Below are 23542 nucleotides of genomic sequence, written 5' to 3'. Positions count from 1 at the left end.
GGTCACCACACGCGGCACAGTATCTCGCCGCCGACGCGTTTGCGCCGCGCTTCGCGCCCGGTCATCACACCGAGCGGGGTTGAGACTATCTGCACACCCAGCGCGCCGCGAGTGCGCCCGATTTCATCGGCGCCCGCATAGCGGCGCACGCTGGGACGGCTGACCCGCTGGATGCCGCGAATGACCGGCTCGCGTGCGCTCGAGTAACGCATCTTGAGCATCAGCTTGCGCTTGGGCATCTCGCCGCCGACCTCGACACCGTCGAGAAATCCCTCTGCCATGAGCACGCGGCAAATCGCCTCGCGGATGCGCGAATGGTCGACGATCAACTCGTTGAACCGTGCGCGCATCGCGTTGCGGATTCGGGTCAGCAGCTCTGCGATTGGATCGGTTTGCGCCATCTTTGGTTTCTCTCTACCAGCTTGCCTTGACGACCCCGGGCAGCTGTCCGCGATGCGCGAACTTGCGCAGGCACAGACGGCACATCTTGAAACGCCGATAAAACGCCCGCGAGCGCCCGCACAGGGGACATCGGTTGTACTGACGCACCTTGAACTTGGGGGTGCGGGTGGCCTTGATTCTGAGGCACTTCTTCGCCATCGCCTACGCCTGAGCGGCGACCGCCGCCCTTTCCTCGCGCCCCGCCTGTCCGCGGAACGGCATTCCGAGCGCGCGAAGCAGCATCAGGCCTTCGAAATCGCTGCGGGCGCTGGTGATAATTGAGATCGTAAGGCCCTTCACTTTCTCGATCTTGTCGAGGTTGAGTTCTGGAAAAATCGTGTGCTCGCGCAGGCCCAGCGAGTAGTTGCCGCGGCCATCGAACGCCTTGTCGCTGACCCCGCGGAAGTCGCGCACGCGCGGCAATGCAATCGTCACCAGACGGTCGAAAAATTCCCACATCCGCTCGCGTCTGAGCGTGACCATCACGCCTATCGGCATTCCCTGGCGCAGCTTGAAATTCGAAATCGCCTTGCGCGCGCGCGTCAACACCGGCTTCTGGCCCGCGATCTGCGACAGCTCCTCGACCGCGGAGTCGAGGATCTTCACGTTGTCTCGCGCCTCGTTGAGCGCCATGTTGATGGTAATCTTGTCCAGGCGCGGAACCCGCATCCGGTTTTCGATCTTGAGCTCGCGCATCAGCGACGCCGCGACCTCCTGCTGGAACTTCACGCGCAGGCGCGCGGGAATTTTCGGCTCCGGCTCGCGGGGTTTTGCTTCGACCACCGCGGCCGCCTCCCGCGCCTTGCCAGAGGGCTGCCGGCCGGCCTTTTCCGGGCGCTTCTGCTTCTGCGGCTTTTCGGTTTTTTCCGCCATCAGTCGTTACCCACTGCTTCGCCGCAGCGCCGGCAAACCCGGTTGCGCTCGCCGTCGGCGGCGACTTTGATTCCCAGCCGTACCGGCGCGTTGCAGCGTTCGCAGAAGAACATCACGTTGGCAATCTGCAGCGGCGCTTCCTTCTCCACGATTCCGCCCGGACTGGCGGCGCCGCGCGGCTTCGAGTGGCGCTTTACGATGTTGAGCCGCTCGATGACAACCCGGCCGTGGTCGGGCAACACCCGCATAACCTTGCCGGTCTTGCCGCGCTCCTTGCCCTTGACGACCATCACCATGTCGTTCTTGCGAATCTTGTAGCTTGCCGCTTCCGCTCGCGGGGTCGCCATCACAAAACCTCGGGAGCGAGCGAAATAATCTTCATGAACTTCTTCGCCCGCAGTTCGCGGGCCACCGGGCCGAAAATGCGCGTCCCGATTGGCTCGTGTTGATTGTCGAGCAGCACCGCCGAGTTGCCATCGAACCGAATGTAGCTGCCGTCGCCGCGACTTATTTCCTTGGCGGTGCGCACGATCACCGCGCGCGTCACCTCGCCTTTTTTTACCTTGGCGTTGGGAATCGCTTCCTTGACCGCGACCACGATCACGTCGCCGACCGTCGCGTAGCGTCGCCGCGAGCCGCCGAGCACCTTGATGCACATCACCTTGCGGGCGCCGGAGTTGTCCGCGACGTCGAGCACTGTCTGGGTCTGAATCATCGCACCCTAACCTTTAGCCCGCCGCCTTCTTCAGCACCTTGCTGAGCCGCCAGCGCTTGCTGCGCGACAACGGGCGCGTCTCGATGATGATCACCCGGTCACCCTCGCCGCATTCGCTGCGCTCGTCGTGCACCATGTATCGCTTGCGCTGGCGGATTCGCTTTCCGTACAGGGGATGCTCCACCAGACGGTCCACCTGCACCACGATGGTCTTGGTCATCTTGGCGGCAACCACCGTTCCCTCCCGCCGTTTAACTCGATCGCGCATCGTTCCCCTTCGTTGGCGCAGGAGTTTTCTGCCTGAGCACGGTCAGGATTCGCGACAGCTCGCGGCGCGCCTTTCTGAGCGTCGCCGAGTTGTCGAGCTGACTGGTCTTAAGCTTCAGCCTTAAGCGGAAGACTTCCTCGCGCGCCTCACGTTCCTTGACCTGGAGGTCGGCGGCGCTCATTTGCCTGAGTTCATCAAGCTCCAAGGGCACCCTCCGCGCGTTCAATCACCACGGTCTTGATCGGCAGCTTGTGCGCGGCAAGACGCATCGCCTCGTGCGCGGTCGCCTGATCGACCCCTTCCATTTCGAACAAAATGCGCCCCGGCCGCACCACCGCGGTCCATCCTTCCGGGGAGCCCTTGCCCTTGCCCATGCGGGTCTCGGCCGGTTTCTTGGTGAAGGGCTTGTCCGGAAAGACCCGAATCCATACCCGGCCGCCGCGCTTGATGTGGCGGGTCAACGCGACCCGAGCCGCTTCCAGAGCGCGCGCGTCGACGCGCGCCGTTTCGGTCGCCTTGAGTCCGAAGTCTCCGAAGGCCAGGGTCAGGCCGCGCGACTCCGCGCCGCGCACGCGGCCCTTCTGGATCTTCCGGTATTTGACTTTCTTTGGTGCCAGCATCGCTTATTGCTGCTGCGCCGCGGTGCCGGACCGCTTCGCTTCCGCTTCCGTGTGGGTGAGAATTTCGCCGCGGAAAATCCACACCTTGATTCCGATCACTCCGTAGGTGGTGCGCGCCTCCGCAAACCCGTAGGCAACGTCGGCCCGCAGGGTCTGCAGCGGCACCCGGCCCTCGCGATACCACTCCGCGCGCGCGATTTCCGCGCCGCCCAGCCGCCCGGCGACATGGACCTTGACGCCCTGCGCGCCCATCCGCATTGCGCGCGTCACCGCTTCCTTCATCGCGCGGCGAAAGGCAACCCGGCGCTCGAGCTGCAGCGCGATATTCTCGGCGACCAACTGCGGATCGAGATCGGGACGGCGCACCTCGTGAATATTGATAAAGGCTTCCTTGCCCTTCATCATTTTCTGAATGTCGGCTTTAAGCTTGTCGATTTCGACGCCCTTTTTGCCGATCACAATTCCGGGTCGGGCGGTATGAATATTGACCTTGGCCTTGTTGGCCATGCGCTCGATTTCGACGCGCGAGATGCCAGCGTGATATAGGCGCTTCTTGATGAAGTCGCGCAGCTTCAGATCTTCGTGCAGCAGCGTGGTGTAGTCGTGACTCGAGTACCAGCGCGAATCCCAGCTTTCGATTATCCCGAGCCGCAATCCGCGGGGATGTGATTTCTGACCCATAAAATGCCTCAGGCCGCTCGTTCGTCCACCACCACCGTGAGATGGCTGGTGCGCTTGAGAATCGGAGTCGCGTGCATGTGGGCGCGCGGCAGCGATCGTTTCCAGGTTGGGCCAGTGTCGGCGGTGGCCCGCTTCACGTAGAGCTTGTCTTCATCGACGTTCTGCTGGTCGCGCGCGTTGGCGACCGCCGCCAACAAGGTCTTGGCCACAAACCGCGCCCCCTTCTTGGGCGTGAACTCCAGAATCGACAACGCCTGCCCGACCGGCTTGCCAATCACCAGGTCGCATACCAGCCGCAGCTTGCGCGGCGAGATGCGGACGTAGCGGGTGCGCGACAGCGTCTCCATCGTCGTCCCTTACCCGCCCGTCCTGGGTGCCGCCGGTCCCGGTCCGGGTGCAGGCGCGGGGCCGGTCGCCGCACTCCTCACCTCAGCCTTGCGGTCGCCCGAGTGACCGTGAAAGGTGCGGGTCGGAGAGAACTCGCCGAGCTTGTGGCCCACCATGTTCTCGGTGCAGTACACCGGCACGAACTTGTGGCCGTTGTGCACCGCGAAGGTCATGCCGATCATGTCGGGCACGATCATCGAGCGACGCGACCAGGTCCTGATAATCCGCTTGTCGCCCGCCGCCATCGCGGCTTCGGCCTTCTTCTTGAGATGTGCGTCGACGAACGGTCCTTTTTTCTGTGATCGCATCTTTAGTGCGTCCCGCGCGGCCGGCGGCTCACGATGTACTGATCCGACGGTTTCTTTCCGCGTGTCTTGTAGCCCTTGGTCGGCATGCCCCATGGAGATTGCGGATGATTGCCCTTGGAGCGACCCTCGCCGCCGCCGTGGGGATGGTCCACGGGGTTCATCGCAACTCCACGCACGTGCGAACGTTTGCCCGCCCAGCGGGAGCGGCCCGCCTTGCCGACCGAAATATTTTCGTATTCGAGATTGCCGACCTGACCGATAGTCGCGCGGCAATCCGCCAGGACCATGCGCTGCTCACCCGAGGGCAGCTTGAGCAGGGCGAACTTTCCTTCCTTTGCCATCAATTGCGCCTGCGAACCCGCGCCCCGCGCAAGCTTGGCACCCGCGCCCGGTTTCATCTCGATCGCGTGCACAATCGTGCCGAGCGGGATGTGCCGCAGCTTGAGCGCGTTGCCGGGCTTGATGTCGGCCTGCTCGCCCGACTCGACCTTGTCGCCGACCTTGAGCCCTGCGGGGGCGAGGATGTACGCCTTTTCGCCGTCGGCATAGTGCAGCAGTGCCACGTTGGCTGAACGATTCGGATCGTATTCGAGCGCGGCGACCTTGGCCGGTACACCGTCGCGCGTGCGCTTGAAATCAATCAGCCGCAGCCGGCGCTTGTGACCGCCGCCACGGTGACGGGAGGTCATCCGTCCCCGGTTGTTGCGGCCACCCGAGCGTTTGATCGGTTCGAGCAGTGCCTTCTCGGGCGCCTTTTTGGTGAGGTCCGAGAAGTCGGCGACCTGCATGAACCGCTGGCCGGGGGTGCGCGGATTTAGCTGAATAACCGCCATGTCAATTTCACTCCGCTAAACTCCCTCGAAAAATTCTATGCGGTCGCCTTCTTTGAGCGTCACGTAAGCCTTCTTCCAATCGGGCTTGCTGCCGCGCACCTGCCCGCGCCGTCGCTCCTTGCCCATGAACCTGGCGGTGCGGACTTTCAGCACCGTAACCTTGAAGAGCTTCTCGACCGCTTCCCGCACCAGGTCCTTGCTCGCGTGGGGGCGCACGCGGAACACCACCTGGTTGGCCTTCTCACCGGCCATGGTTCCTTTCTCGGTCACCAGCGGCGACAGGATGACGCTGTCGAGATTCATCGCAGCTCTCCGGCCAGGCGCTTTTCAATCGCGCGCGCAGTCGCCTCGGTCATCACCAACTCGTCGTAGTTGAGCACGTCGTAAACGTTGAGCCCCGCGGCCCGCAGCACCTTGTGCCGGGCCAGGTTGCGTGCGGCCCGCAGAAACTGCTCATCACCCTCGCCCAGCACCACCAGCGCGTGCTGCACGCCGAGCTTGTCGAGCGCAGCCTTCGCAAGTTTGGTTTTAGGTTCAGCCAGCGCCAGCGATTGCACTACCAGCAGCTTGCCTTCGCGAGCCCGCTCCGACAGTGCCAGACACAGCGCGCGGCGCCATGCCTTGCGTGGAATCTGGTAGGAGTAATCGCGCGGCTGCGGCCCAAAGATCTTCCCGCCGTGACGCCACAGCGGCGAACGCGTCGAGCCCGCACGGGCCCGCCCGGTGCCCTTCTGCCGCCAGGGCTTGCGTCCGCCACCCGAGATAAGGCCGCGGGTCTTGGTCGCCGCCGTTCCTGAGCGCCGATTCGCAAGCTGCATCCGCACCGCGTCGTGCAGCAGTCCCCGGTCGCCCTCGCGACCAAACACCGCTCCCGCGAATTCCGCCTCTCCGGTGCGCTCCTGCGCGGCGGAGAATAGCGGCAGCTTTACGGGGGCCGACGGTAGATTTTGCTCAGGCATTGGCTACGGCCAAATTGGCCCTCCGACGCGGCCGCGCGGCATGCGTCACGATCAGCATCGCTCCGTCGGGGCCGGGCACTGCACCCGCGATCGCGACCGCGTTATCGTCGACCAGAATCTCGACAATTTCGAGGTTGAGCACGGTGGCGGTCTCGTTCCCCAGTTGACCCGCCATGCGCAGGCCCTTGCGCACACGTCCGGGATAAGAACGATTGCCGATCGAACCACCGTGACGGAAATACTCATGCGTGCCGTGCGAGCCGGGAAATCCTGCGAAGTGATGGCGCCGGATCACGCCCGCATAGCCGCGGCCCTTGGACACGCCCTGCACGTCGACCTGTTCGCCGGCCTTGAATACCTCGCTCACCGCGATCGATTGGCCGAGCACCAGCTCACCCTCGCCACGTTTCTCGAATTCCGCGGTTTTGACACCGACTGCGACATTCGCCTTCTTGAAGTGGCCGCGCTCAGGCGCGCTCACCCGGGACAATTTCTTCTTGCCCCAGGTCACCTGGACGGAGTCATAGCCGTCGGTCGGTTGCGCCTTCAGTTGCGTGACCGTGCACGGACCGAGCTGGACGACCGTAACCGCGCGCACGCGCCCATGCGCGTCCGCCAGCTGGGTCATCCCGAGTTTCTTGCCGATCAGTCCGCTCAGCATCGCTTCTACTCAAGCTTGATCTCGACGTCGACGCCCGCGGCAAGGTCGAGCTTGCCGAGCGCATCGATCGTCTGTTGGGTCGGTTCCAGCACGTCGAGCAGCCGCTTGTGGGTGCGAATCTCGAAATGCTCGCGCGACTTTTTGTCAACATGGGGAGAGCGGTTAACCGTAAAGCGCTCTATCCGGGTCGGCAAGGGAATCGGACCGGCGACGCGGCCGCCGGTGCGCCGGATAGTATCGACGATTTCACGAACCGACTGATCGAGCAGGCGGTAGTCGTACGCCTTGAGACGTATGCGTATCTTGTCGTTCATCCTGAATACCGCGCCCGATGCTCAAGCGCCCGTCTTCTCCTTCGCCTACTTTTCGATCTTGGTCACAACGCCGGAGCCTACCGTGCGGCCACCTTCGCGAATCGAGAAGCGCTGCCCCTCATTCATCGCGACCGGCGTGATCAATTCGCCCTTGATAGCGACATTGTCACCCGGCATGACCATCTCGGCGCCTTCCGGCAGCGAAAGCACCCCGGTGACGTCAGTGGTCTGGAAATAGAACTGCGGGCGATAGCCGTTGAAGAACGGAGTGTGGCGTCCGCCTTCGTCCTTGGTCAGGACGTAGACCGACCCTTCGAACTTGGTGTGCGGCGTGATCGAGCCGGGGGCCGCGAGCACCTGTCCGCGCTCGACCTCTTCGCGCTTTATGCCGCGCAGCAGCACGCCGATATTGTCGCCCGCCTGACCTTCGTCAAGCAGCTTGCGGAACATCTCGACGCCGGTAACCACCGTCTTGCTGGTATCGCGGAATCCGACGATCTCGACTTCCTCACCGACCTTTACCTTGCCGCGGTCGACGCGCCCGGTCACCACCGTGCCGCGCCCGGAGATCGAGAACACGTCCTCGACCGGCATCAGGAACGGCTTGTCGACCTCGCGCTTGGGTTGCGGGATGTATTCATCCACCGCATCCATCAGATCGAGAATCGGCTTGCAGTTCGGGCAATCGTCCTTGCCGCAACCGCAATCGAGCGCCTTGAGAGCGCTGCCGCGAATAACCTTCGCATCATCGCCCGGGAACTCGTACTTGGTAAGCAGGTCGCGGACTTCGAGTTCGACCAGGTCCAGCAGTTCGGGATCGTCGACCATGTCGACCTTGTTCATGAACACCACGATCGCGGGCACTCCCACCTGGCGGGCGAGCAGGATGTGCTCCCGGGTCTGCGGCATCGGCCCGTCGTTGGCACCGACCACCAGGATCGCACCGTCCATTTGAGCGGCGCCGGTTATCATGTTCTTGATGTAGTCGGCGTGGCCCGGGCAATCGACGTGCGCATAGTGGCGCTTGGTGGTTTCGTACTCGACGTGTGCAATCGAGATGGTGATACCGCGCTCGCGCTCCTCGGGGGCCTTGTCGATCTGATCGAAGGAGGTGAATTGGGCGAGTTTACGCGCCGCCAGCACCTTGGTAATCGCCGCGGTCAGCGTGGTCTTGCCGTGGTCGATATGTCCGATCGTGCCGACGTTCGCATGCGGCTTGGTCCGTTGGAATTTCGCCTTGCCCATGGTCTTACCTCCGAATTGAGTCGGTATCTCTCCTTGTCAATTGCTAGGCGCGCGGCTGATCGTTCTCGCCGCCGCGCGCGGTCAGTTCTTCAAAAATATTCTGCGGAACCGGTTCGTACACTCCGAACTGCATCGTGTAATTGGCGCGCCCCTGGGTCATCGAACGCAGCCGCGTGGCATAGCCGAACATGTTGGCGAGCGGCACGCGAGCCTCGATGACCTGCGCGCCGCCGCGCCCTTCCATGTCCAGAATCTTGCCGCGCCGCGAGTTCAGATCCCCGATAACGTCGCCCATGAACTCCTGCGGGGTCACCACTTCCACGTCCATGACCGGTTCCAGCAACACCGGAGAGGCTTTTTCGCAGGCCTCCTTGAAGGCCATCGAACCGGCGATGCGAAAGGCGATTTCCGAGGAATCCACTTCGTGATACTTGCCGTCGGTTACGGTCGCGCGGATGTCGACCATCGGGTACCCGGCCAGCATCCCGTTCTCCATCGCTTCTTTGACACCGTCCTCGACCGAGGGGATGAAGTTGCGCGGAATCGAGCCACCCTTGGTACCGTCGACGAACTCGAATCCGCCACCCTTTTCCAGCGGCTCAATGCGCAGGTCGACGACCCCGAACTGGCCGTGACCGCCGGTCTGGCGCACGAAGCGGCCCTCCGCTTCCGAGGCGCGCCGGATGGTCTCGCGGTAGGCGACCTGCGGCTTGCCGACGTTTGCATCTACTTTGAATTCGCGGAGCATGCGGTCGACGATAATCTCCAGATGCAGCTCGCCCATCCCGGCGATCAGCGTCTGGGCGGTTTCCTTGTTAACGCTGACGCGGAACGACGGATCTTCCTTGGCTAGTTTCTGGAGCGCTTCCGAGAGCTTCTCCTGGTCCGCCTTGGTCTTTGGTTCGATCGCGATCTGGATGACCGGTTCCGGAAACTCGATCGATTCGAGCACGATCGGATGGGCCGGATCGCAGAGCGTGTCGCCGGTGTTGGTGTCACGCAGACCCACCGCACAGATGTCGCCGGCATAGACCTCGGAGATCTCCTCGCGCTTGTTCGCGTGCATCTTGACCAATCGCCCGATTCTTTCGCGGCGGCCGCGGGTGGAGTTCAGCACCGAGGCGCCGCTTTCGAGCTTGCCCGAGTACACGCGGATAAACGTGAGCGTGCCGATGAACTGGTCGGTCATTATCTTGAAGGCAAGCGCGCTAAACGGCGCCTTGTCCTGGGGCGGTCGCTCTTCTTCTTTACCGTCCACCGTCCCCTTGACCGGCGGTAGATCGGCGGGGGAAGGCAGGTAGTCGACTACCGCGTCGAGCATCGGCTGCACCCCCTTGTTGCGAAACGCGGAACCGAGCAGCACCGGGGTAATCGCCATCTTCAAGGTCGCGGCACGAATCGCCGCGCGGATCTTGTCCGGCTCGGGGGTCTTGCCTTCCAGGTACAGCTCCATCAGGTGCTCGTCATGGTCCGCCAGTATCTCGATGAGCTTGTCGCGATAACCGGCGGCCTGTTCCTTGAGTGCCGCGGGAATTTCCTCGACCCGGTAGTTGGCACCGAGCCGGTCTTCGTCCCAGATGAGGGCTTTCTGATCAATAAGATCGACCACGCCGGTGAACTTGTCTTCCGCGCCGACCGGGAGTTGCAGCAAAAGCGGGGTCGCCTTGAGCTTCTCGCGCATCTCTTCGAGAACGCGCTCGAACTCGGCTCCCACGCGGTCCATCTTGTTGATGAACGCGATGCGCGGAACGCGGTATTTGTCGGCTTGCCGCCACACGGTCTCGGATTGTGGCTCGACGCCACCGACCGCGCAGAACACCGCCACCGCGCCATCCAGGACCCGCAGTGAGCGCTCTACTTCGATGGTGAAATCGACGTGACCAGGGGTATCGATGATGTTGATCCGGCAATCGCGCCAAAAGCAGGTGGTGGCCGCCGAGGTGATCGTGATGCCGCGCTCCTGCTCCTGCACCATCCAGTCCATCGTCGCGGTGCCCTCGTGCACCTCGCCGATCTTGTAGTTGATGCCGGTGTAAAACAGCACCCGCTCGGTGGTGGTCGTCTTACCGGCATCGATGTGCGCCATGATGCCGATATTGCGCACCTGTTCTATTGGTGTGGTACGAGCCATTTACACAAAACTCGTTGCTTACCAGCGGTAGTGTGCGAATGCCCGGTTGGCATCCGCCATCCGGTGAGTGTCTTCGCGTTTTTTGACCGCGCCACCGCGATTCGCGGCAGCTTCCTGGATTTCCGCAGCCAGGCGCTCTTCCATCGACTTCTCGCCCCGCGCCCGCGCCGCCGTCACCAGCCAGCGCATCGCCAGGGAGTTGCGCCGCACCGGCCGCACTTCGACCGGCACCTGGTAGTTGGCCCCGCCCACGCGGCGGGAGCGCACTTCCACGGAAGGTCGCACGTTGTCGAGGGCTTTCTTGAAGACCGCGAGCCCGTCTTCCTTGGCGCGATTGGCGACCAGGTCGAGAGCTCCGTAAAGAATACCCTCGGCGATCGACTTCTTGCCGCGCTCCATCACCACGTTCACAAACTTGGCGATCGTGTGATCGTGGAATTTAGGATCGGGCGTGACTTCGCGGACCCGTGCTTGTCCCTTGCGCGACATAATCGTTACTTCGGCTTTTTCGATCCGTACTTGGAGCGGCTCTTGCGTCGTTCCTGTACCCCGATCGAATCTAGGGTTCCGCGAATAACGTGGTAGCGAACTCCGGGAAGGTCGCGCACGCGGCCGCCCCGAATCAGCACCACGGAGTGCTCCTGAAGGTTGTGGCCAACGCCCGGAATGTAGGTGTTGACCTCGATTCCGTTGGAAAGACGCACGCGCGCAACCTTACGCAGCGCGGAGTTCGGTTTCTTGGGCGTAGTGGTCTTCACCTGGGTACACACGCCGCGTTTTTGCGGCGAGCCCTGGAGCGCACGCGCTTTGATCTTGAAACGCTTCTTGATGCGCGCCTGGCGGATCAGCTGGTTGATCGAGGGCAAGGTCAGCTCCGTTGGTTACTCTCTTCCATCCATCAACACCGCGCTCGTCTGCCCTGCGCCGTCACCCGGAAAACTTACGCAGCACGCTGCGCCCGCAGTTTTTCCCGGGTTTGCGTCAGGCAGGAAACGCGGTGTTCAAACAAACCCCCCAAGGGCGGATATGCCCTTGGGGGAAATACAATTATGTACGCGCGCCCAACACGCGTGTCAATCTCCGGCCGGAGCGGCGGCTCCCTCCAAGTCGGTTTTGGCCAGCTCTTCGGTCTCGCCGCCCCCCTCCACTTTGACTTCCATGCGGTTGTAGGAGGGAAGCCCGGTCCCGGCCGGAATGAGCCGGCCCATGATGACGTTTTCCTTGAGCCCGATGAGCCGGTCGACCTTGCCGTTGATCGCCGCCTCGGTGAGGACTCGGGTGGTCTCCTGGAACGAAGCGGCCGAGATGAAGCTTTCAGTCGATAGCGAGGCCTTGGTGATCCCGAGCAACAGCGGCTCCGCGATTGCGGGCTCGCCGCCCTTCTCGAGCACTCGGGTGTTCTCCTCGTCGAAGCGCCATTTCTCGATCTGGTCGCCAACCAGAAAATCGGTGTCCCCGACCTCCTTGATTCGGACCCGCCGCAGCATCTGGCGAACGATCGCCTCGATGTGCTTGTCGTTGATGCGCACGCCCTGCAACCGGTAGATTTCTTGGATTTCGTCCACCAGGTACTTGGCCAGCGCCTTCTCGCCGAGAATCGTCAAAATGTCGTGCGGGTTGGAGGAGCCTTCCATCAACGGCTCGCCCGCCTTGATCATGTCGCCCTCGTGCACGCCGATGTGCTTGCCCTTCGGGATCAGGTACTCGCGCGGCTCGCCCACTTCCGGCGTGACGACGAGCTTGCGCTTGCCCTTGGTGTCCTTGCCGAACGACACCTGCCCGTCGATTTCCGAAATGACCGCGAACTCCTTGGGCTTGCGTGCCTCGAACAGCTCGGCGACCCGCGGCAGACCGCCGGTGATGTCCTTGGTCTTGGCGGATTCACGCGGAATCTTGGCGATCACGTCGCCCGCTCTGACCTCGATGCCTTCGGTCACATTGATGTAGGCGCCGACCGGCAGGAAGTAACGCGCGTACAGGTTGCTGTTGGGAATCTTGACGGTCTTGCCACTGCCTTCCTTGATCGATATGCGAGGGCGTACGTCGAGATCCTTGAACTCGACGATAACGTTGGAGCGCGCGCCGGTTCGCTCGTCGACCCGCTCCTCCATGGTCTTGCCCTCGAGGATGTCGCCGAACTTCACGACTCCGTCGACTTCGGTGATGATCGGCGTGGTGTACGGATCCCACTCGGCGATCAGCTCGGCGGTCTTGACGTGATCGCCCTCGCCCTTGCGCAGCTTGGCGCCGTACACCAGGGGATAACGCTCGCGTTCGCGCTCGCGAATGTGACCGTCTTCGCCCTTGACCTGCGCGGCGATTACCACTTCGCCGTGTCGGGTCATCACGATCAACGTGCCATCGCGGCCCGGCACGGTGTTCACGTTGTGCAACCGGACCACGCCTTCGTTGCGCGCCTCGAGGGTTGTCTGCTCGGCGCGCCGGCTCGCCGTGCCGCCGATATGGAAGGTGCGCATGGTGAGCTGGGTGCCCGGCTCCCCGATCGATTGGGCGGCGATGATTCCGATCGCCTCGCCGAGATCGACCAGGTGCCCGCGCCCCAGGTCGCGGCCGTAGCAGCGCACGCACACGCCGCGGCGCGACTGGCAGGTCAGCACCGAGCGAATCTTGATTCGCTCGATACTCGCATCCTCGATTTGCTTGACGCTATCCTCATCGATCATCTCGTTGGCGCGGACCACCACTTCGTTGGTGAAGGGGTCGTGGACATCCTCCAGCGCGACCCGTCCCAGCACCCGGTCACCGAGTGCCTCGATGATTTCACCGCCTTCCACCAGCGGTGTGATCTCGATGCCATCGAGCGTGCCGCAGTCTTCCTCCGTGATGATCGAGTCCTGCGCCACGTCGACCAGCCGCCGGGTGAGGTAACCGGAGTTGGCGGTCTTGAGCGCGGTGTCCGCCAGACCCTTGCGCGCGCCGTGGGTCGAGGTGAAATACTCGCCGACGGTCAGACCTTCGCGAAAGTTGGCGGTAATCGGGGTCTCGATTATTTCACCCGAAGGCTTGGCCATCAGTCCGCGCAGACCGGCGAGCTGGCGAATCTGCTGCTCCGAGCCGCGCGCCCCCGAATCGGCCATGATGAAGATCGGGTTGAAGGAGGGTCCGGAGATCTCTTTGCCGTCCTTGTCCTTGCCGTACACTTCGGTAGACAGGCCCTTGATGACGGCGCCGCCGATTTCATCCTGGACCTCGGCCCAGATGTCGACGACCTTGTTGTAACGCTCGCCGTCGGTGATGACCCCGTTGTTGTACTGCTTTTGGATATCGCTGACCTGTTTCTGCGCGTCCCCGAGCAGCTGCGCCTTCTTGGCCGGGATGACCATGTCCTTGATCGAGATGGAAATTCCCGCGCGGGTTGCGAACTCGAAGCCCACATCCTTGAGCTTGTCGGCGAAGATGACGGTTGCCTTGTCGCCGGCGCGACGATAGACCACGTCGATCAGGTTGCCGAGTTCCTTTTTCTTGAGAGTCTTGTTGACCTCTGCAAACGGAACCTCGGGCGGTACGATCTCATAAATCAGGACGCGGCCGACCGTGGTCTCGACCCGCTCGGAAACCGGGAGTTGCGGCTGCGCAGGCGCTTTCTTGCCTTTGGCCGGGCGGCCATTGGTCTCCGGCGGCGTATCCCCGGCAACCACCTTCATCCGCACCGTAATACGGGCATGCAGATCGATCTCGCCGTGGTCATACGCGATGCGAACTTCGTCCGGGTTCGCGAAGAACTTGCCTTCGCCGTGCGCCAGCGGGCGCTCGCGGGTCATGTAGTAGAGTCCCAGCACCATGTCCTGGGTCGGCACGATGATCGGACGGCCGGAAGCCGGCGACAGGATGTTGTTGGTCGACATCATGAGTGCGCGCGACTCGACCTGCGCCTCGATTGACAGTGGCACATGGACCGCCATCTGGTCGCCATCGAAGTCGGCGTTGTACGCGACGCACACGAGCGGATGCAGCTGAATGGCCTTGCCCTCGATAAGTACCGGCTCGAAAGCCTGGATGCCCAGTCGATGCAGGGTCGGCGCTCGGTTGAGGAGCACGGGGTGCTCGCGGATCACCTCGTCGAGGATGTCCCAGACATCCTTGCCTTCTTTTTCGACCATCTTCTTGGCGCTTTTGATGGTCGTAACGTAGCCCTTCTCTTCGAGCTTGTTGTAGATAAACGGTTTGAACAGCTCGAGCGCCATCTTTTTGGGCAGTCCGCACTGATGGAGGCGCAGCTCGGGGCCGACCACGATAACCGAACGGCCCGAGTAATCGACGCGCTTGCCGAGCAGATTCTGCCGGAACCGCCCCGACTTGCCCTTGAGCATGTCGGACAGTGACTTGAGCGGCCGCTTCGACGGGCCGGTGATCGCGCGCCCGCGCCGCCCGTTGTCGAACAGCGCGTCGACCGCTTCCTGCAACATCCGCTTTTCATTGCGGATGATGATGTCGGGAGCGTTGAGCTCGATCAGGCGCTTCAACCGATTGTTGCGGTTGATCACCCGCCGGTAGAGATCGTTCAGATCCGAAGTCGCGAACCTGCCGCCGTCCAGCGGCACCAGCGGGCGCAGGTCGGGCGGGATCACCGGCAGAATGGTCAGGATCATCCACTCGGGCCGGTTGCCGGAGTCGCGGAATGCGTTGACGACCTTCAGGCGTTTGGCGACCTTCTTGCGGCGCGCCTCCGAGTTGGTCGCCTTCATCTCGGCGCGGAGCTCCTCGGCGAGTTTGTCGAGTTCGAGCTTGGAGAGCAGCGAGCGGATCGATTCTGCGCCCATGTCCGCCTTGAAGCTGTCGCCGTACTGCTCGCGCGCCTCGCGGTACTTGCGCTCGGTGAGCAATTCCTTCACCTGTAGCGGGGTCTCGCCAGGATCGGTGACCACGTAGCACTCGAAGTACAGCACCTTCTCGAGTTCCTTGAGCGTCATGTCGAGCAGGGTCCCGATCCGCGAGGGCAGCGAGCGCAGAAACCAGATGTGGGCGACCGGTGCGGCCAGATCGATGTGCCCCATGCGCTCGCGCCGCACCTTGGATTGAATTACTTCGACCCCGCACTTTTCGCAGACCACGCCGCGGTGGCGCATCCGCTTGTACTTGCCGCAGTTGCATTCGTAGTCCTTGGTGGGACCGAAAATTTTGGCGCAGAACAGCCCGTCGCGCTCCGGCTTGAAGGTCCGGTAGTTGATGGTCTCAGGTTTTTTGACTTCGCCGTGTGACCACGACCGGATCATTTCGGGCGACGCGATCGATATTCGGATCGAGTTGAACGCAAGCGGATTCTTGGGTTTCTCGAAAATACCAAAGAGATCTTCCATCCCTCTGCCTCCGTTGCCTTCGCGCCCTAGGCGCGCTCCGATTCTTCCAGCAGCTCCATGTTGAGACACAACGACTGGAGCTCCTTGACCATAACGTTGAACGATTCCGGCAGCCCCGGCTCGAGCGTGTTCTCGCCCTTCACGATTGCCTCATACATCCGGGTCCGCCCCGCCACGTCATCCGACTTGACGGTCAGCATCTCCTGGAGCGTGAAGGCGGCGCCGTAGGCCTTGAGCGCCCACACCTCCATTTCTCCGAGTCGCTGTCCGCCGAACTGAGCCTTGCCGCCCAGCGGTTGCTGGGTGACGAGGCTGTAGGGACCGGTCGAGCGGGCGTGAATTTTTTCCTCGACCAGATGATGCAGCTTCATCATATACATGACGCCCACGGTCACCGGCTGCTCGAACGGTACGCCGGTGCGTCCGTCGTAAAGCGTGCATTGTCCCTGCTCGGGCAACCCCGCACGCGCGAGCATTTGGAAAATTTCGTCCTCGCGCGCGCCATCAAAAACCGGCGAGGCGGTATGTACTCCCGCGGCCGCTTTGGCGGCGAAGCGGTAGATGTCGCCGTCGCTCAAGCCGTCGATGAACTCGTGGCTTTCGCGATCCGGGTACGCTTCCTTGATATGGCGTTTGAGGTGCGCCACCGTCGCGTTGTTGCGCAGGTCCTGTTCGATGCGCCGGCCAAGCTCGCGCGCGGCCCATCCCAGGTGGGTTTCCAGAATCTGCCCGACATTCATGCGCGAGGGGACGCCGAGCGGATTGAGCACGATATCGACCGGGGTCCCGTCGGCCATCCGCGGCATGTCTTCCTCGGGCAGGATTCGTGAGAGCACGCCCTTGTTGCCGTGCCGCCCCGCCATCTTGTCGCCGACCTGAAGGCGATGTTTGATGGCCACGAACACCTTAATCATCTTGATCACGCCGGGCGCCAGTTCGTCTCCGGCCTTGAGGCGTTCGACCTTGGTACCATAGTGCTGCTGCACGGTCTCGACGTTGGAGTTCATCGCCGCGATCGCCTGCGCGGCCTCGGCCTGCGCGCTCTCGTTTTCGACCCGCAGTTGGCTCCACAGCGCGGGCTGCAGCTCCTCGAGCTGCTCGGCTTCGAGAGTATCGCCCTTGGCCAGCAGCTGATGTCGATTCTCCGGATCGTCGGACAGCACCCGCGCGGCGAGCTTTTTGCCGACCAGCGCGCGCCGCAGCTTGCGCATGGTCTCCTGCCGGATGATGCGGATTTCCTCGGCCTCATCCTGCTTGAAGCGCTCGGCTTCCAGCGTCTCGATTTCCTGAGTGCGATCGTCCTTGGCGACTCCGCGGCGCGAGAACACGCGCGCGTCGATCACCGTACCGACCACCCCCGGGGGGACGCGCAAGCTGGTGTCGCGCACCTCGCCCGCCTTTTCGCCAAAGATCGCGCGCAGCAGTTTTTCTTCCGGGGAAAGTTGGGTCTCGCCCTTGGGCGTGATCTTGCCGACCAGAATATCGGTCGACCGCACTTCCGCCCCGATGCGGATGATGCCGCTGGTATCGAGGTCCTTGAGAGCTTCCTCGCCGACGTTGGGGATGTCGCGGGTGATTTCCTCGGGACCGAGCTTGGTGTCGCGCGCGATGCATTCGAACTCTTCAATATGGACCGAAGTAAACAGGTCTTCCTTGACCACGCGCTCGGAAATGAGGATCGAGTCTTCGAAGTTGTAACCGCCCCACGGCATGAACGCGACCAGCACGTTGCGGCCGAGCGCCAGTTCGCCCATGTCAGTTGAAGGACCGTCCGCCAGCACGTCGCCGGTCCTGACCTTCTCGCCCTTCACCACGATGGGGCGCTGGTTGATGCAGGTGTTCTGGTTGGAACGCTGGTACTTGATGAGGTTGTAGATGTCGACACCGGGATCATGCGCATCCTTGGCCTGCTTTTCGGCACGCACCACAATTCGTTCCGCATCTACGCTCTCGACGGTTCCGTCGCGACGCGCGATTACGGTGACGCCGGAGTCGCGCCCGACCGTCTTCTCCAGACCGGTGCCGACCAGCGGCGCGTCGGTCTTAAGTAGCGGCACCGCCTGGCGCTGCATGTTCGACCCCATCAGCGCGCGGTTGGCGTCGTCGTTTTCAAGAAATGGAATCAGCGACGCCGCCACCGACACCAGCTGGTTGGGCGATACGTCCATGTACTGCACATCTTCCGCGCGCACGGTGCTGAACTCGCCGCCAATTCGCGCGGACACGAACTCGGCGGTGAACTTGCCGTGCGCATCGATGGCCACGTTCGCCTGCGCGATGGTCTTTTCCTCTTCATCGAGCGCCGAGAGGTACACGATACGGTCGGTGACGCGACTGTTTTCGACTTCGCGATAGGGGGTCTCGATAAAGCCGAAGTCGTTCACCCTCGCGTAGGTCGAGAGCGCCGCGATCAGTCCGATATTCGGACCTTCCGGGGTTTCGATAGGGCACACTCGACCGTAGTGCGTCGGATGGACATCGCGCACCTCGAAGCCGGCGCGCTCCCGGGTCAGGCCGCCAGGGCCCAGCGCCGAGAGACGGCGCTTGTGCGCGATTTCCGATAGCGGATTAGTCTGATCCATGAACTGCGAGAGCTGCGAAGAGCCGAAGAACTCCTTGATGACCGCGCTGGCCGGCTTATAGTTGACCAGCTCCTGCGGCATCAGGGTTTCGATATCCTGCAGGCTCATCCGTTCCTTGATGGCCCGCTCCATACGCACCAGGCCGATGCGGAACTGGTTTTCGACCAGCTCGCCCACCGCGCGTACGCGCCGGTTGCCGAGGTGATCGATATCGTCGATCTGGCCGTTGCCGTTCTTTAGCTCGACCAGGTAGCGGACCACTTCGAGGATGTCTTCGCGGCGCAGGGTGCCCTGTTCCAGAGGCACATCGAGTTTGAGCTTGTGGTTGAGCTTGAGGCGGCCGACCCGCGACAGGTCGTAGCGCTCGGGATTGAAGAACAGGTTGTTGAAGAAGGTGGTCGCGGTCTCAACGGTCGGCGGATCGCCGGGCCGCAAGCGCCGATAGATTTCGACAATCGCTTCCTGCGGCGAGCCGAGCTTGTCCTGCGCCAGGGTGAGACGCAGCGGCCCGCCCCCCGGCTGCTCCTCGGTGAACAGCACCTCGAGCTTCTTGATGCCCGCGGTCTTAAGTTTCTCGACTAACTCCTCGGTGAGTTCCTCGTTGCACTGCACGATGACTTCACCGGTTTGGGGATTCGCGATATCGTGCGCGGACACGCGGCCCATCACTTCCTCGGGCGCGACCGGTACCTCGGAAATTCTGGCAGCTTCCATGGCGCGGACGATCGCTTTGTTGAACTTGCGACCTTCGCGCGCGAGCACCTCGCCCGACTTCGGCTCCTTCACATCGCGACTTACCCGCAGCCCGATAATCTGATCGGCAACGAATTGCTTGGCGTATCGGGTGGCCTCCAGGATGATGACGTCTTTCTTGTAGAAGTAGTTGAGCAGATCCTCGGTTGTCATCCCCAGCGCGCGCAGCAGCACCGTGGCCGGAAACTTGCGGCGCCGGTCGATTCGCACGTACAGCACGTCGCGCGGATCGAATTCGAAATCGATCCAGCTGCCGCGGTAGGGAATGATGCGCGCCGAGTAGAGCAGCTTGCCGCTCGAATGGGTGCGGCCCTTGTCATGCTCGAAGAACACGCCGGGTGAGCGATGGAGTTGGGAGACGATTACCCGCTCGGTCCCGTTGACCATGAAGGTTCCGTTGGGCGTCATCAAAGGGATTTCGCCGAAGTAGACCTCCTGCTCTTTGACGTTCTTGATCGAGCGGCGACCCTGCTCGACATCCCAGATAACGAGCTGAATCTTGACCTTGATGGGCGCGGCATAGGTCATCCCGCGCTGATGGCACTCCTCGACATCGTACTTGGGTTCACCGAGTTCGTAGCTGACGAACTCGAGCGACGCGGTTTCGTTAAAGTCCTTGATCGGAAAAACCGACTTGAAGACTGCCTGCAAACCGACTTCCTGGCGCTCGTCCGAGGAGACGCCGTGTTGCAGGAACTCATCGTAGGAGCGCTTCTGAATCTCTATCAGGTTCGGGATGTCGATGATCTTCTTGATCTTGCCGAACGAACGGCGCACGCGAAGATTGCTCGTTACCTGGGAAAGAGCCATTTTAACTTAACTCCGGCTTACGCGCGCTTTTGAATCCGAGCACGCGAAGCGCTAAAGCCGCAGACGCAGGAGTACCCCCCGCGCCCACGGCATCGCCGAAAAAGCCGCCCGAAACCCGCACCGCCAGCGTAGTCAGGAAGTCGCGCGGCGCGAAGTTTGTCGACCGGTAGTCGTGTCGCAAAAAGCCTGGTGCTCCTATGTGAGCTCCACCGAGCCGCCCGCATCTTCCAGTTTCTTCTTGAGATCCTCGGCCTCCGCCTTGTTCACGCCTTCTTTCACCGGCTTGGGGGCGCCATCGACCAGGTCCTTCGCCTCCTTGAGGCCAAGTCCAGTGATCTCGCGTACCACCTTGATTACCTGGATCTTCTTGTCACCGGCGGCCTTCAGCACCACCGCGAACTCATCCTTCTCGACCGCCGGCGCAGCCCCGGCCGCCCCTGCGCCCGCAGCGGGACCCGCGGCGGCTATCGCTACCGGAGCGGCGGCAGAGACGCCGAGTTCCTCTTCGAGTTCTTTCACCAGGGCAGCCGCATCCATAAGGGAAAGATTTTTCAGGTAATCCTTCACCTGATCGCGGCTGAGCTGTGCTTCTGACATGGTAGGTCTCTCCTTAATCGTCGCTGCCTGGGACTAAGTGTGGGAGCGCCCCGCATGCAGCAATTTCGTTTGCTATTTATCCAGCTGAAGGAGGAGCCTCGGCCGGCGCTTCTGCAGCAGGCGCGGCTCCTTCTTCATTTTTCTTCCCAATCGCATCGATCGCCCGAGCCAGCATCGAACCCGGCTCGTTGAGTAATCGCACCAATCTGGTTGCGGGGGCCTGCAGCAGCCCGAGCAACTGCGCCATCACGACTTCCTTGGGCGGCAGGGTCGCGAGCGCCTGGACTTCCTCGGGAGTCATCGGTTTTCCGCCGAGCACCCCCCCGCGAAGTTTGAACTTGTCGCCGAGGTCCCTGAATCCGACCACCGTCTTGGCAATTTCGACGGGGTCCTCGAAGCTGAGAATCAAGCCCACGGGACCACCCAGCTTTTCACCGAGCCCGGCGTAGTCGGTACCTTCGATCGCCCGGCGCACCAGCGTGTTCTTCGCCACCCGCATTTCGCCGCGTGCCGCGCGCAATTTGCGGCGCAGGTCGGCGGTTTGACCCGCGCTCATCCCCTTGTACTCAGAGACGAGCGCCAGGCTGGCACGGCCCAGGCGCGCCCTCAGATCGTCTACCAGTGCGGTTTTCTCTTCCTTCTTCATTTACCGAATCCTCGCGCGGGTCAGGCCGCAGCTGCCGCGGTCTTGGCCGCCGACGCGGTGTCAATCCGAACTCCCGGTCCCATCGTGGAAGACAAGGCCACGCTCTTGATGTAGTTGCCCTTGGCGCTGGCGGGCTTGGCGCGAAGGATCGCGGAGAGCAGGGTGTGCGCATTGTCCAGCAGCTTCTGTTCCCCGAAGCTGAGCTTGCCGATGCGCGCGTGGACCACACCGGCCTTGTCGACCCGGTAGTCGACTTTACCGGCCTTGACCTCGCTGACCGCCTTGGCGACATCGAACGTGACGGTGCCGACTTTGGGGTTGGGCATCAGCCCGCGCGGACCCAGAATTTTGCCGATCCTTCCGACCTGTCCCATCATGTCCGGCGTCGCGATCACGCGATCGAAATCAAGCCAGCTCTCCTCCTGGATTTTCTTGATGATTTCGTCGCCACCGACGAAATCCGCTCCGGCTTCAGTGGCTTCGCGCTCTTTCTCGCCCTTCGCGATAACTAGAACCCGTTCGGTCTTACCGGTTCCGTGCGGAAGTACCACGGTGCCGCGGACGTTCTGATCTGCCTGGCGGGGATCCACCCCGAGCCGCACCGCCACTTCGACCGTCTCATCGAATTTGGCGAGCTTGTTGTCGATCACCAGCTTGACCGCCTCTTCGAGCGGATAGCGCTTTTCCCTATCAATCTTCTTTATGGCTTCGCGATATTTCTTGCCTGCCATCGCGCGTAGTCCTCTATTCCTGAATTTCGATTCCCATCGAGCGTGCGGTCCCCGCCACAGTGTTGACCGCGGCGGCGAGGTCCGCGGCCGTGAGATCCTTGATCTTGGTCCTGGCGATTTCCTCAACTTGCGCGCGGGTGACCTTGCCCACCTTGTTCTTGTTGGGGGTCGCGCTGCCCTTTTCGATGCCTGCCGCCTTGAGCAACAGCACCGAAGCCGGCGGACTCTTGGTCACGAAGGTGAAGGAGCGGTCCGCGTAGACCGTAACGATCACCGGTATAACCAGGCCCTGCATGTTTTGCGTCTGCGCGTTGAACGCCTTGCAAAACTCCATAATGTTGACGCCGCGCTGGCCTAATGCCGGACCCACCGGGGGCGATGGATTCGCGGCACCAGCCGGTATCTGCAGTTTGATCTGACCGACTACTTTCTTAGCCATTTTCCAGACTCATTCACGGGAGCTCCGCCATGACTGAGGGGAGCGAACACCAGGTCACGATTTCTCCACCTGTACAAAGTCAAGTTCGACGGGAGTGGCGCGCCCGAAAATTGAAATGAGCACGCGCACCTTGCCCTTCTCGGGCTTGACCTCTTCGACGGTGCCGTTGAAGTCCTGGAACGGCCCATCGACGACCTTGATTGCTTCACCCACCTCGAACAGCACCTTGGGCTTGGGCCGCAGCGCTCCCTCCTCCATCTGCTGCTCGATCCCGAAAACTTCGGACTCGGGCACCTCGGGAGGATTGGTGGAGTGTCCGACGAAACCGGTTATCTTGGGTGTGTTCTTGATAACGTGCCAGGTTTCGTCGTCGAGAACCATGTTGACGAAGATGTAGCCCGGGAAGAATTTCCGCGACGCGATCTTTCGCTGGCCGCCCTTGCCGAGTTCCTGCACGCGTTCGACCGGCACCAGCACCTTGCCGATCTTCGCATCCATGTGGAGCGAGCGGACCCGCTCCTCGAGCGCGGCCTTGGCCTTGTGCTCATAGCCCGAGTACGTGTGGACCACGTACCACTTCATCCCTTCCGTTTTAGGGCTCTCGTCGGGTTTGCGGCTATCTTCTTGCGGTTGCGTCATCGGAAGGCTCGATCACGAGCCGGTGCGGCAGCTGCGGGCCGTATTAGTCGTCAAAAAACTTCCATTACGTCGTTCAGCTAAGCAGTGCCCGAACAATACGAGTCGCGCCCAAGTCAATCAGCCCCAGCCACAGCGCCATCACGAACGAAAGAGCCACAACGACAATCGTCGCCTGGATGGTCTCCTTGGGCGAGGGATAATGAACCTTCGAAAGCTCGATCCAGGCTTCTTGAACAAAACTTACGCCCTGATTGAGGTAACTTTTTAATTTATCCATTTTCTACTTCCCGTACAAGGGAACCGTGATGGCGGGTCAGGCAGGATTCGAACCTGCAACCCCCGGATTTGGAGTCCGATGCTCTGCCAATTAGAGCTACTGACCCTCGCGCGTTTCGGCGGTGTCACCCTGCCGCCTAGCTAACCTTGGTCTCTTTGTGCAGCGTGTGGCTGCGACAACTCGGACAGAACTTCTTGATCTGGAACTTCTCAGTCTGCTTCTTCTTGTTCCGGGTGGTCATATAGTTGCGCCGCTTGCAGCCGTCGCACGCTAATCCGATCAATTCCCTGATTGCTGCCATGACTGTTTTCTAT

Annotated in this window: 29 protein-coding genes and 1 tRNA gene; all 30 read right to left on the bottom strand. The window is 62.0% G+C overall.

Going from position 1 to position 23542, the window contains the following annotated elements; all coding sequences use genetic code 11:
• Positions 1–2: 2 nt before the first annotated feature.
• Positions 3–401 carry a 30S ribosomal protein S8 gene (gene rpsH, locus VGI36_21860; GenBank protein ID HEY2487793.1) on the bottom strand — a complete coding sequence of 133 codons (399 nt, stop codon included), beginning with the start codon at positions 399–401 and terminating at the stop codon, positions 3–5.
• Positions 402–414: 13 nt separating this feature from the next.
• Positions 415–600 (bottom strand): type Z 30S ribosomal protein S14, encoded by a 186-nt coding sequence (locus VGI36_21855; GenBank protein ID HEY2487792.1) that lies wholly within the window; start codon positions 598–600, stop codon positions 415–417.
• Between the two features lie 3 nt (positions 601–603).
• Positions 604–1188, bottom strand: coding sequence for a 50S ribosomal protein L5 (gene rplE, locus VGI36_21850; protein ID HEY2487791.1), 585 nt, complete (start codon positions 1186–1188; stop codon positions 604–606).
• 125 nt (positions 1189–1313) lie between these two features.
• Entirely contained in the window at positions 1314–1661 is a 348-nt protein-coding gene (rplX, locus tag VGI36_21845) for a 50S ribosomal protein L24 (GenBank protein ID HEY2487790.1), read from the bottom strand.
• Positions 1661–2029 carry a 50S ribosomal protein L14 gene (gene rplN, locus VGI36_21840; protein HEY2487789.1) on the bottom strand — a complete coding sequence of 123 codons (369 nt, stop codon included), beginning with the start codon at positions 2027–2029 and terminating at the stop codon, positions 1661–1663. The genes rplX and rplN overlap by 1 nt, the downstream gene beginning before the upstream one ends.
• 13 nt (positions 2030–2042) lie before the next feature.
• A complete protein-coding gene (rpsQ, locus tag VGI36_21835) occupies positions 2043–2297 on the bottom strand; it encodes a 30S ribosomal protein S17 (GenBank protein ID HEY2487788.1) in 255 nt (84 codons plus the stop codon).
• Positions 2281–2502 carry a 50S ribosomal protein L29 gene (gene rpmC, locus VGI36_21830; GenBank protein HEY2487787.1) on the bottom strand — a complete coding sequence of 74 codons (222 nt, stop codon included), beginning with the start codon at positions 2500–2502 and terminating at the stop codon, positions 2281–2283. The genes rpsQ and rpmC overlap by 17 nt, the downstream gene beginning before the upstream one ends.
• Positions 2492–2917 carry a 50S ribosomal protein L16 gene (gene rplP, locus VGI36_21825; protein HEY2487786.1) on the bottom strand — a complete coding sequence of 142 codons (426 nt, stop codon included), beginning with the start codon at positions 2915–2917 and terminating at the stop codon, positions 2492–2494. Before rplP ends, rpmC begins: the two co-directional genes overlap by 11 nt.
• A gap of 3 nt (positions 2918–2920) precedes the next feature.
• Positions 2921–3598: a 30S ribosomal protein S3 gene (rpsC, locus tag VGI36_21820; protein ID HEY2487785.1), complete on the bottom strand. Its 678-nt coding sequence runs from the start codon at positions 3596–3598 to the stop codon at positions 2921–2923.
• A gap of 8 nt (positions 3599–3606) precedes the next feature.
• Positions 3607–3945 carry a 50S ribosomal protein L22 gene (rplV, locus tag VGI36_21815; protein ID HEY2487784.1) on the bottom strand — a complete coding sequence of 113 codons (339 nt, stop codon included), beginning with the start codon at positions 3943–3945 and terminating at the stop codon, positions 3607–3609.
• A 9-nt stretch (positions 3946–3954) separates the two neighbouring features.
• A complete protein-coding gene (gene rpsS / locus VGI36_21810) occupies positions 3955–4293 on the bottom strand; it encodes a 30S ribosomal protein S19 (protein ID HEY2487783.1) in 339 nt (112 codons plus the stop codon).
• A gap of 2 nt (positions 4294–4295) precedes the next feature.
• Complete coding sequence (rplB, locus tag VGI36_21805; GenBank protein HEY2487782.1) at positions 4296–5126, bottom strand: 50S ribosomal protein L2; 831 nt, start codon at positions 5124–5126, stop codon at positions 4296–4298.
• Between the two features lie 15 nt (positions 5127–5141).
• Entirely contained in the window at positions 5142–5429 is a 288-nt protein-coding gene (gene rplW / locus VGI36_21800; GenBank protein HEY2487781.1) for a 50S ribosomal protein L23, read from the bottom strand.
• Complete coding sequence (rplD, locus tag VGI36_21795; GenBank protein ID HEY2487780.1) at positions 5426–6085, bottom strand: 50S ribosomal protein L4; 660 nt, start codon at positions 6083–6085, stop codon at positions 5426–5428. The genes rplW and rplD overlap by 4 nt, the downstream gene beginning before the upstream one ends.
• Positions 6078–6746, bottom strand: a complete 669-nt coding sequence (gene rplC / locus VGI36_21790) for a 50S ribosomal protein L3 (GenBank protein HEY2487779.1) — start codon at positions 6744–6746, stop codon at positions 6078–6080. Before rplC ends, rplD begins: the two co-directional genes overlap by 8 nt.
• 5 nt (positions 6747–6751) lie before the next feature.
• On the bottom strand, positions 6752–7060 hold the full coding sequence (gene rpsJ / locus VGI36_21785) for a 30S ribosomal protein S10 (GenBank protein HEY2487778.1): 309 nt from the start codon (positions 7058–7060) through the stop codon (positions 6752–6754).
• A 45-nt stretch (positions 7061–7105) separates the two neighbouring features.
• Positions 7106–8305: an elongation factor Tu gene (gene tuf, locus VGI36_21780; protein HEY2487777.1), complete on the bottom strand. Its 1200-nt coding sequence runs from the start codon at positions 8303–8305 to the stop codon at positions 7106–7108.
• 43 nt (positions 8306–8348) lie between these two features.
• Positions 8349–10436: an elongation factor G gene (fusA, locus tag VGI36_21775; GenBank protein HEY2487776.1), complete on the bottom strand. Its 2088-nt coding sequence runs from the start codon at positions 10434–10436 to the stop codon at positions 8349–8351.
• Positions 10437–10454: 18 nt separating this feature from the next.
• Positions 10455–10925 (bottom strand): 30S ribosomal protein S7, encoded by a 471-nt coding sequence (gene rpsG, locus VGI36_21770; GenBank protein ID HEY2487775.1) that lies wholly within the window; start codon positions 10923–10925, stop codon positions 10455–10457.
• Between the two features lie 5 nt (positions 10926–10930).
• Positions 10931–11302: a 30S ribosomal protein S12 gene (gene rpsL / locus VGI36_21765; protein HEY2487774.1), complete on the bottom strand. Its 372-nt coding sequence runs from the start codon at positions 11300–11302 to the stop codon at positions 10931–10933.
• A 207-nt stretch (positions 11303–11509) separates the two neighbouring features.
• Positions 11510–15754, bottom strand: a complete 4245-nt coding sequence (gene rpoC, locus VGI36_21760; GenBank protein HEY2487773.1) for a DNA-directed RNA polymerase subunit beta' — start codon at positions 15752–15754, stop codon at positions 11510–11512.
• Positions 15755–15780: 26 nt separating this feature from the next.
• Entirely contained in the window at positions 15781–19899 is a 4119-nt protein-coding gene (gene rpoB / locus VGI36_21755; GenBank protein HEY2487772.1) for a DNA-directed RNA polymerase subunit beta, read from the bottom strand.
• A 195-nt stretch (positions 19900–20094) separates the two neighbouring features.
• Positions 20095–20496, bottom strand: coding sequence for a 50S ribosomal protein L7/L12 (rplL, locus tag VGI36_21750; GenBank protein ID HEY2487771.1), 402 nt, complete (start codon positions 20494–20496; stop codon positions 20095–20097).
• A gap of 76 nt (positions 20497–20572) precedes the next feature.
• On the bottom strand, positions 20573–21142 hold the full coding sequence (gene rplJ / locus VGI36_21745) for a 50S ribosomal protein L10 (GenBank protein HEY2487770.1): 570 nt from the start codon (positions 21140–21142) through the stop codon (positions 20573–20575).
• Between the two features lie 20 nt (positions 21143–21162).
• Positions 21163–21873, bottom strand: coding sequence for a 50S ribosomal protein L1 (rplA, locus tag VGI36_21740; GenBank protein HEY2487769.1), 711 nt, complete (start codon positions 21871–21873; stop codon positions 21163–21165).
• A gap of 13 nt (positions 21874–21886) precedes the next feature.
• Entirely contained in the window at positions 21887–22312 is a 426-nt protein-coding gene (gene rplK / locus VGI36_21735; protein HEY2487768.1) for a 50S ribosomal protein L11, read from the bottom strand.
• Positions 22313–22366: 54 nt separating this feature from the next.
• Complete coding sequence (gene nusG, locus VGI36_21730; protein ID HEY2487767.1) at positions 22367–22894, bottom strand: transcription termination/antitermination protein NusG; 528 nt, start codon at positions 22892–22894, stop codon at positions 22367–22369.
• 130 nt (positions 22895–23024) lie between these two features.
• The gene (gene secE / locus VGI36_21725) at positions 23025–23228 is read right to left on the bottom strand and encodes a preprotein translocase subunit SecE (GenBank protein ID HEY2487766.1); all 204 of its coding nucleotides are present in this window, start codon (positions 23226–23228) and stop codon (positions 23025–23027) included.
• A 29-nt stretch (positions 23229–23257) separates the two neighbouring features.
• Positions 23258–23334 (bottom strand) — tRNA-Trp (locus tag VGI36_21720).
• A gap of 30 nt (positions 23335–23364) precedes the next feature.
• The gene (rpmG, locus tag VGI36_21715) at positions 23365–23529 is read right to left on the bottom strand and encodes a 50S ribosomal protein L33 (GenBank protein ID HEY2487765.1); all 165 of its coding nucleotides are present in this window, start codon (positions 23527–23529) and stop codon (positions 23365–23367) included.
• Positions 23530–23542: the final 13 nt, after the last annotated feature.

It is taken from the genome of Candidatus Binataceae bacterium, from assembly GCA_036495685.1.
Classification (GTDB): Bacteria; Desulfobacterota; Binatia; order Binatales; family Binataceae; genus JAFAHS01.
Note: the sequence above shows the minus strand (reverse complement) of the source record. Positions and strands in the feature narration are given on the sequence as shown.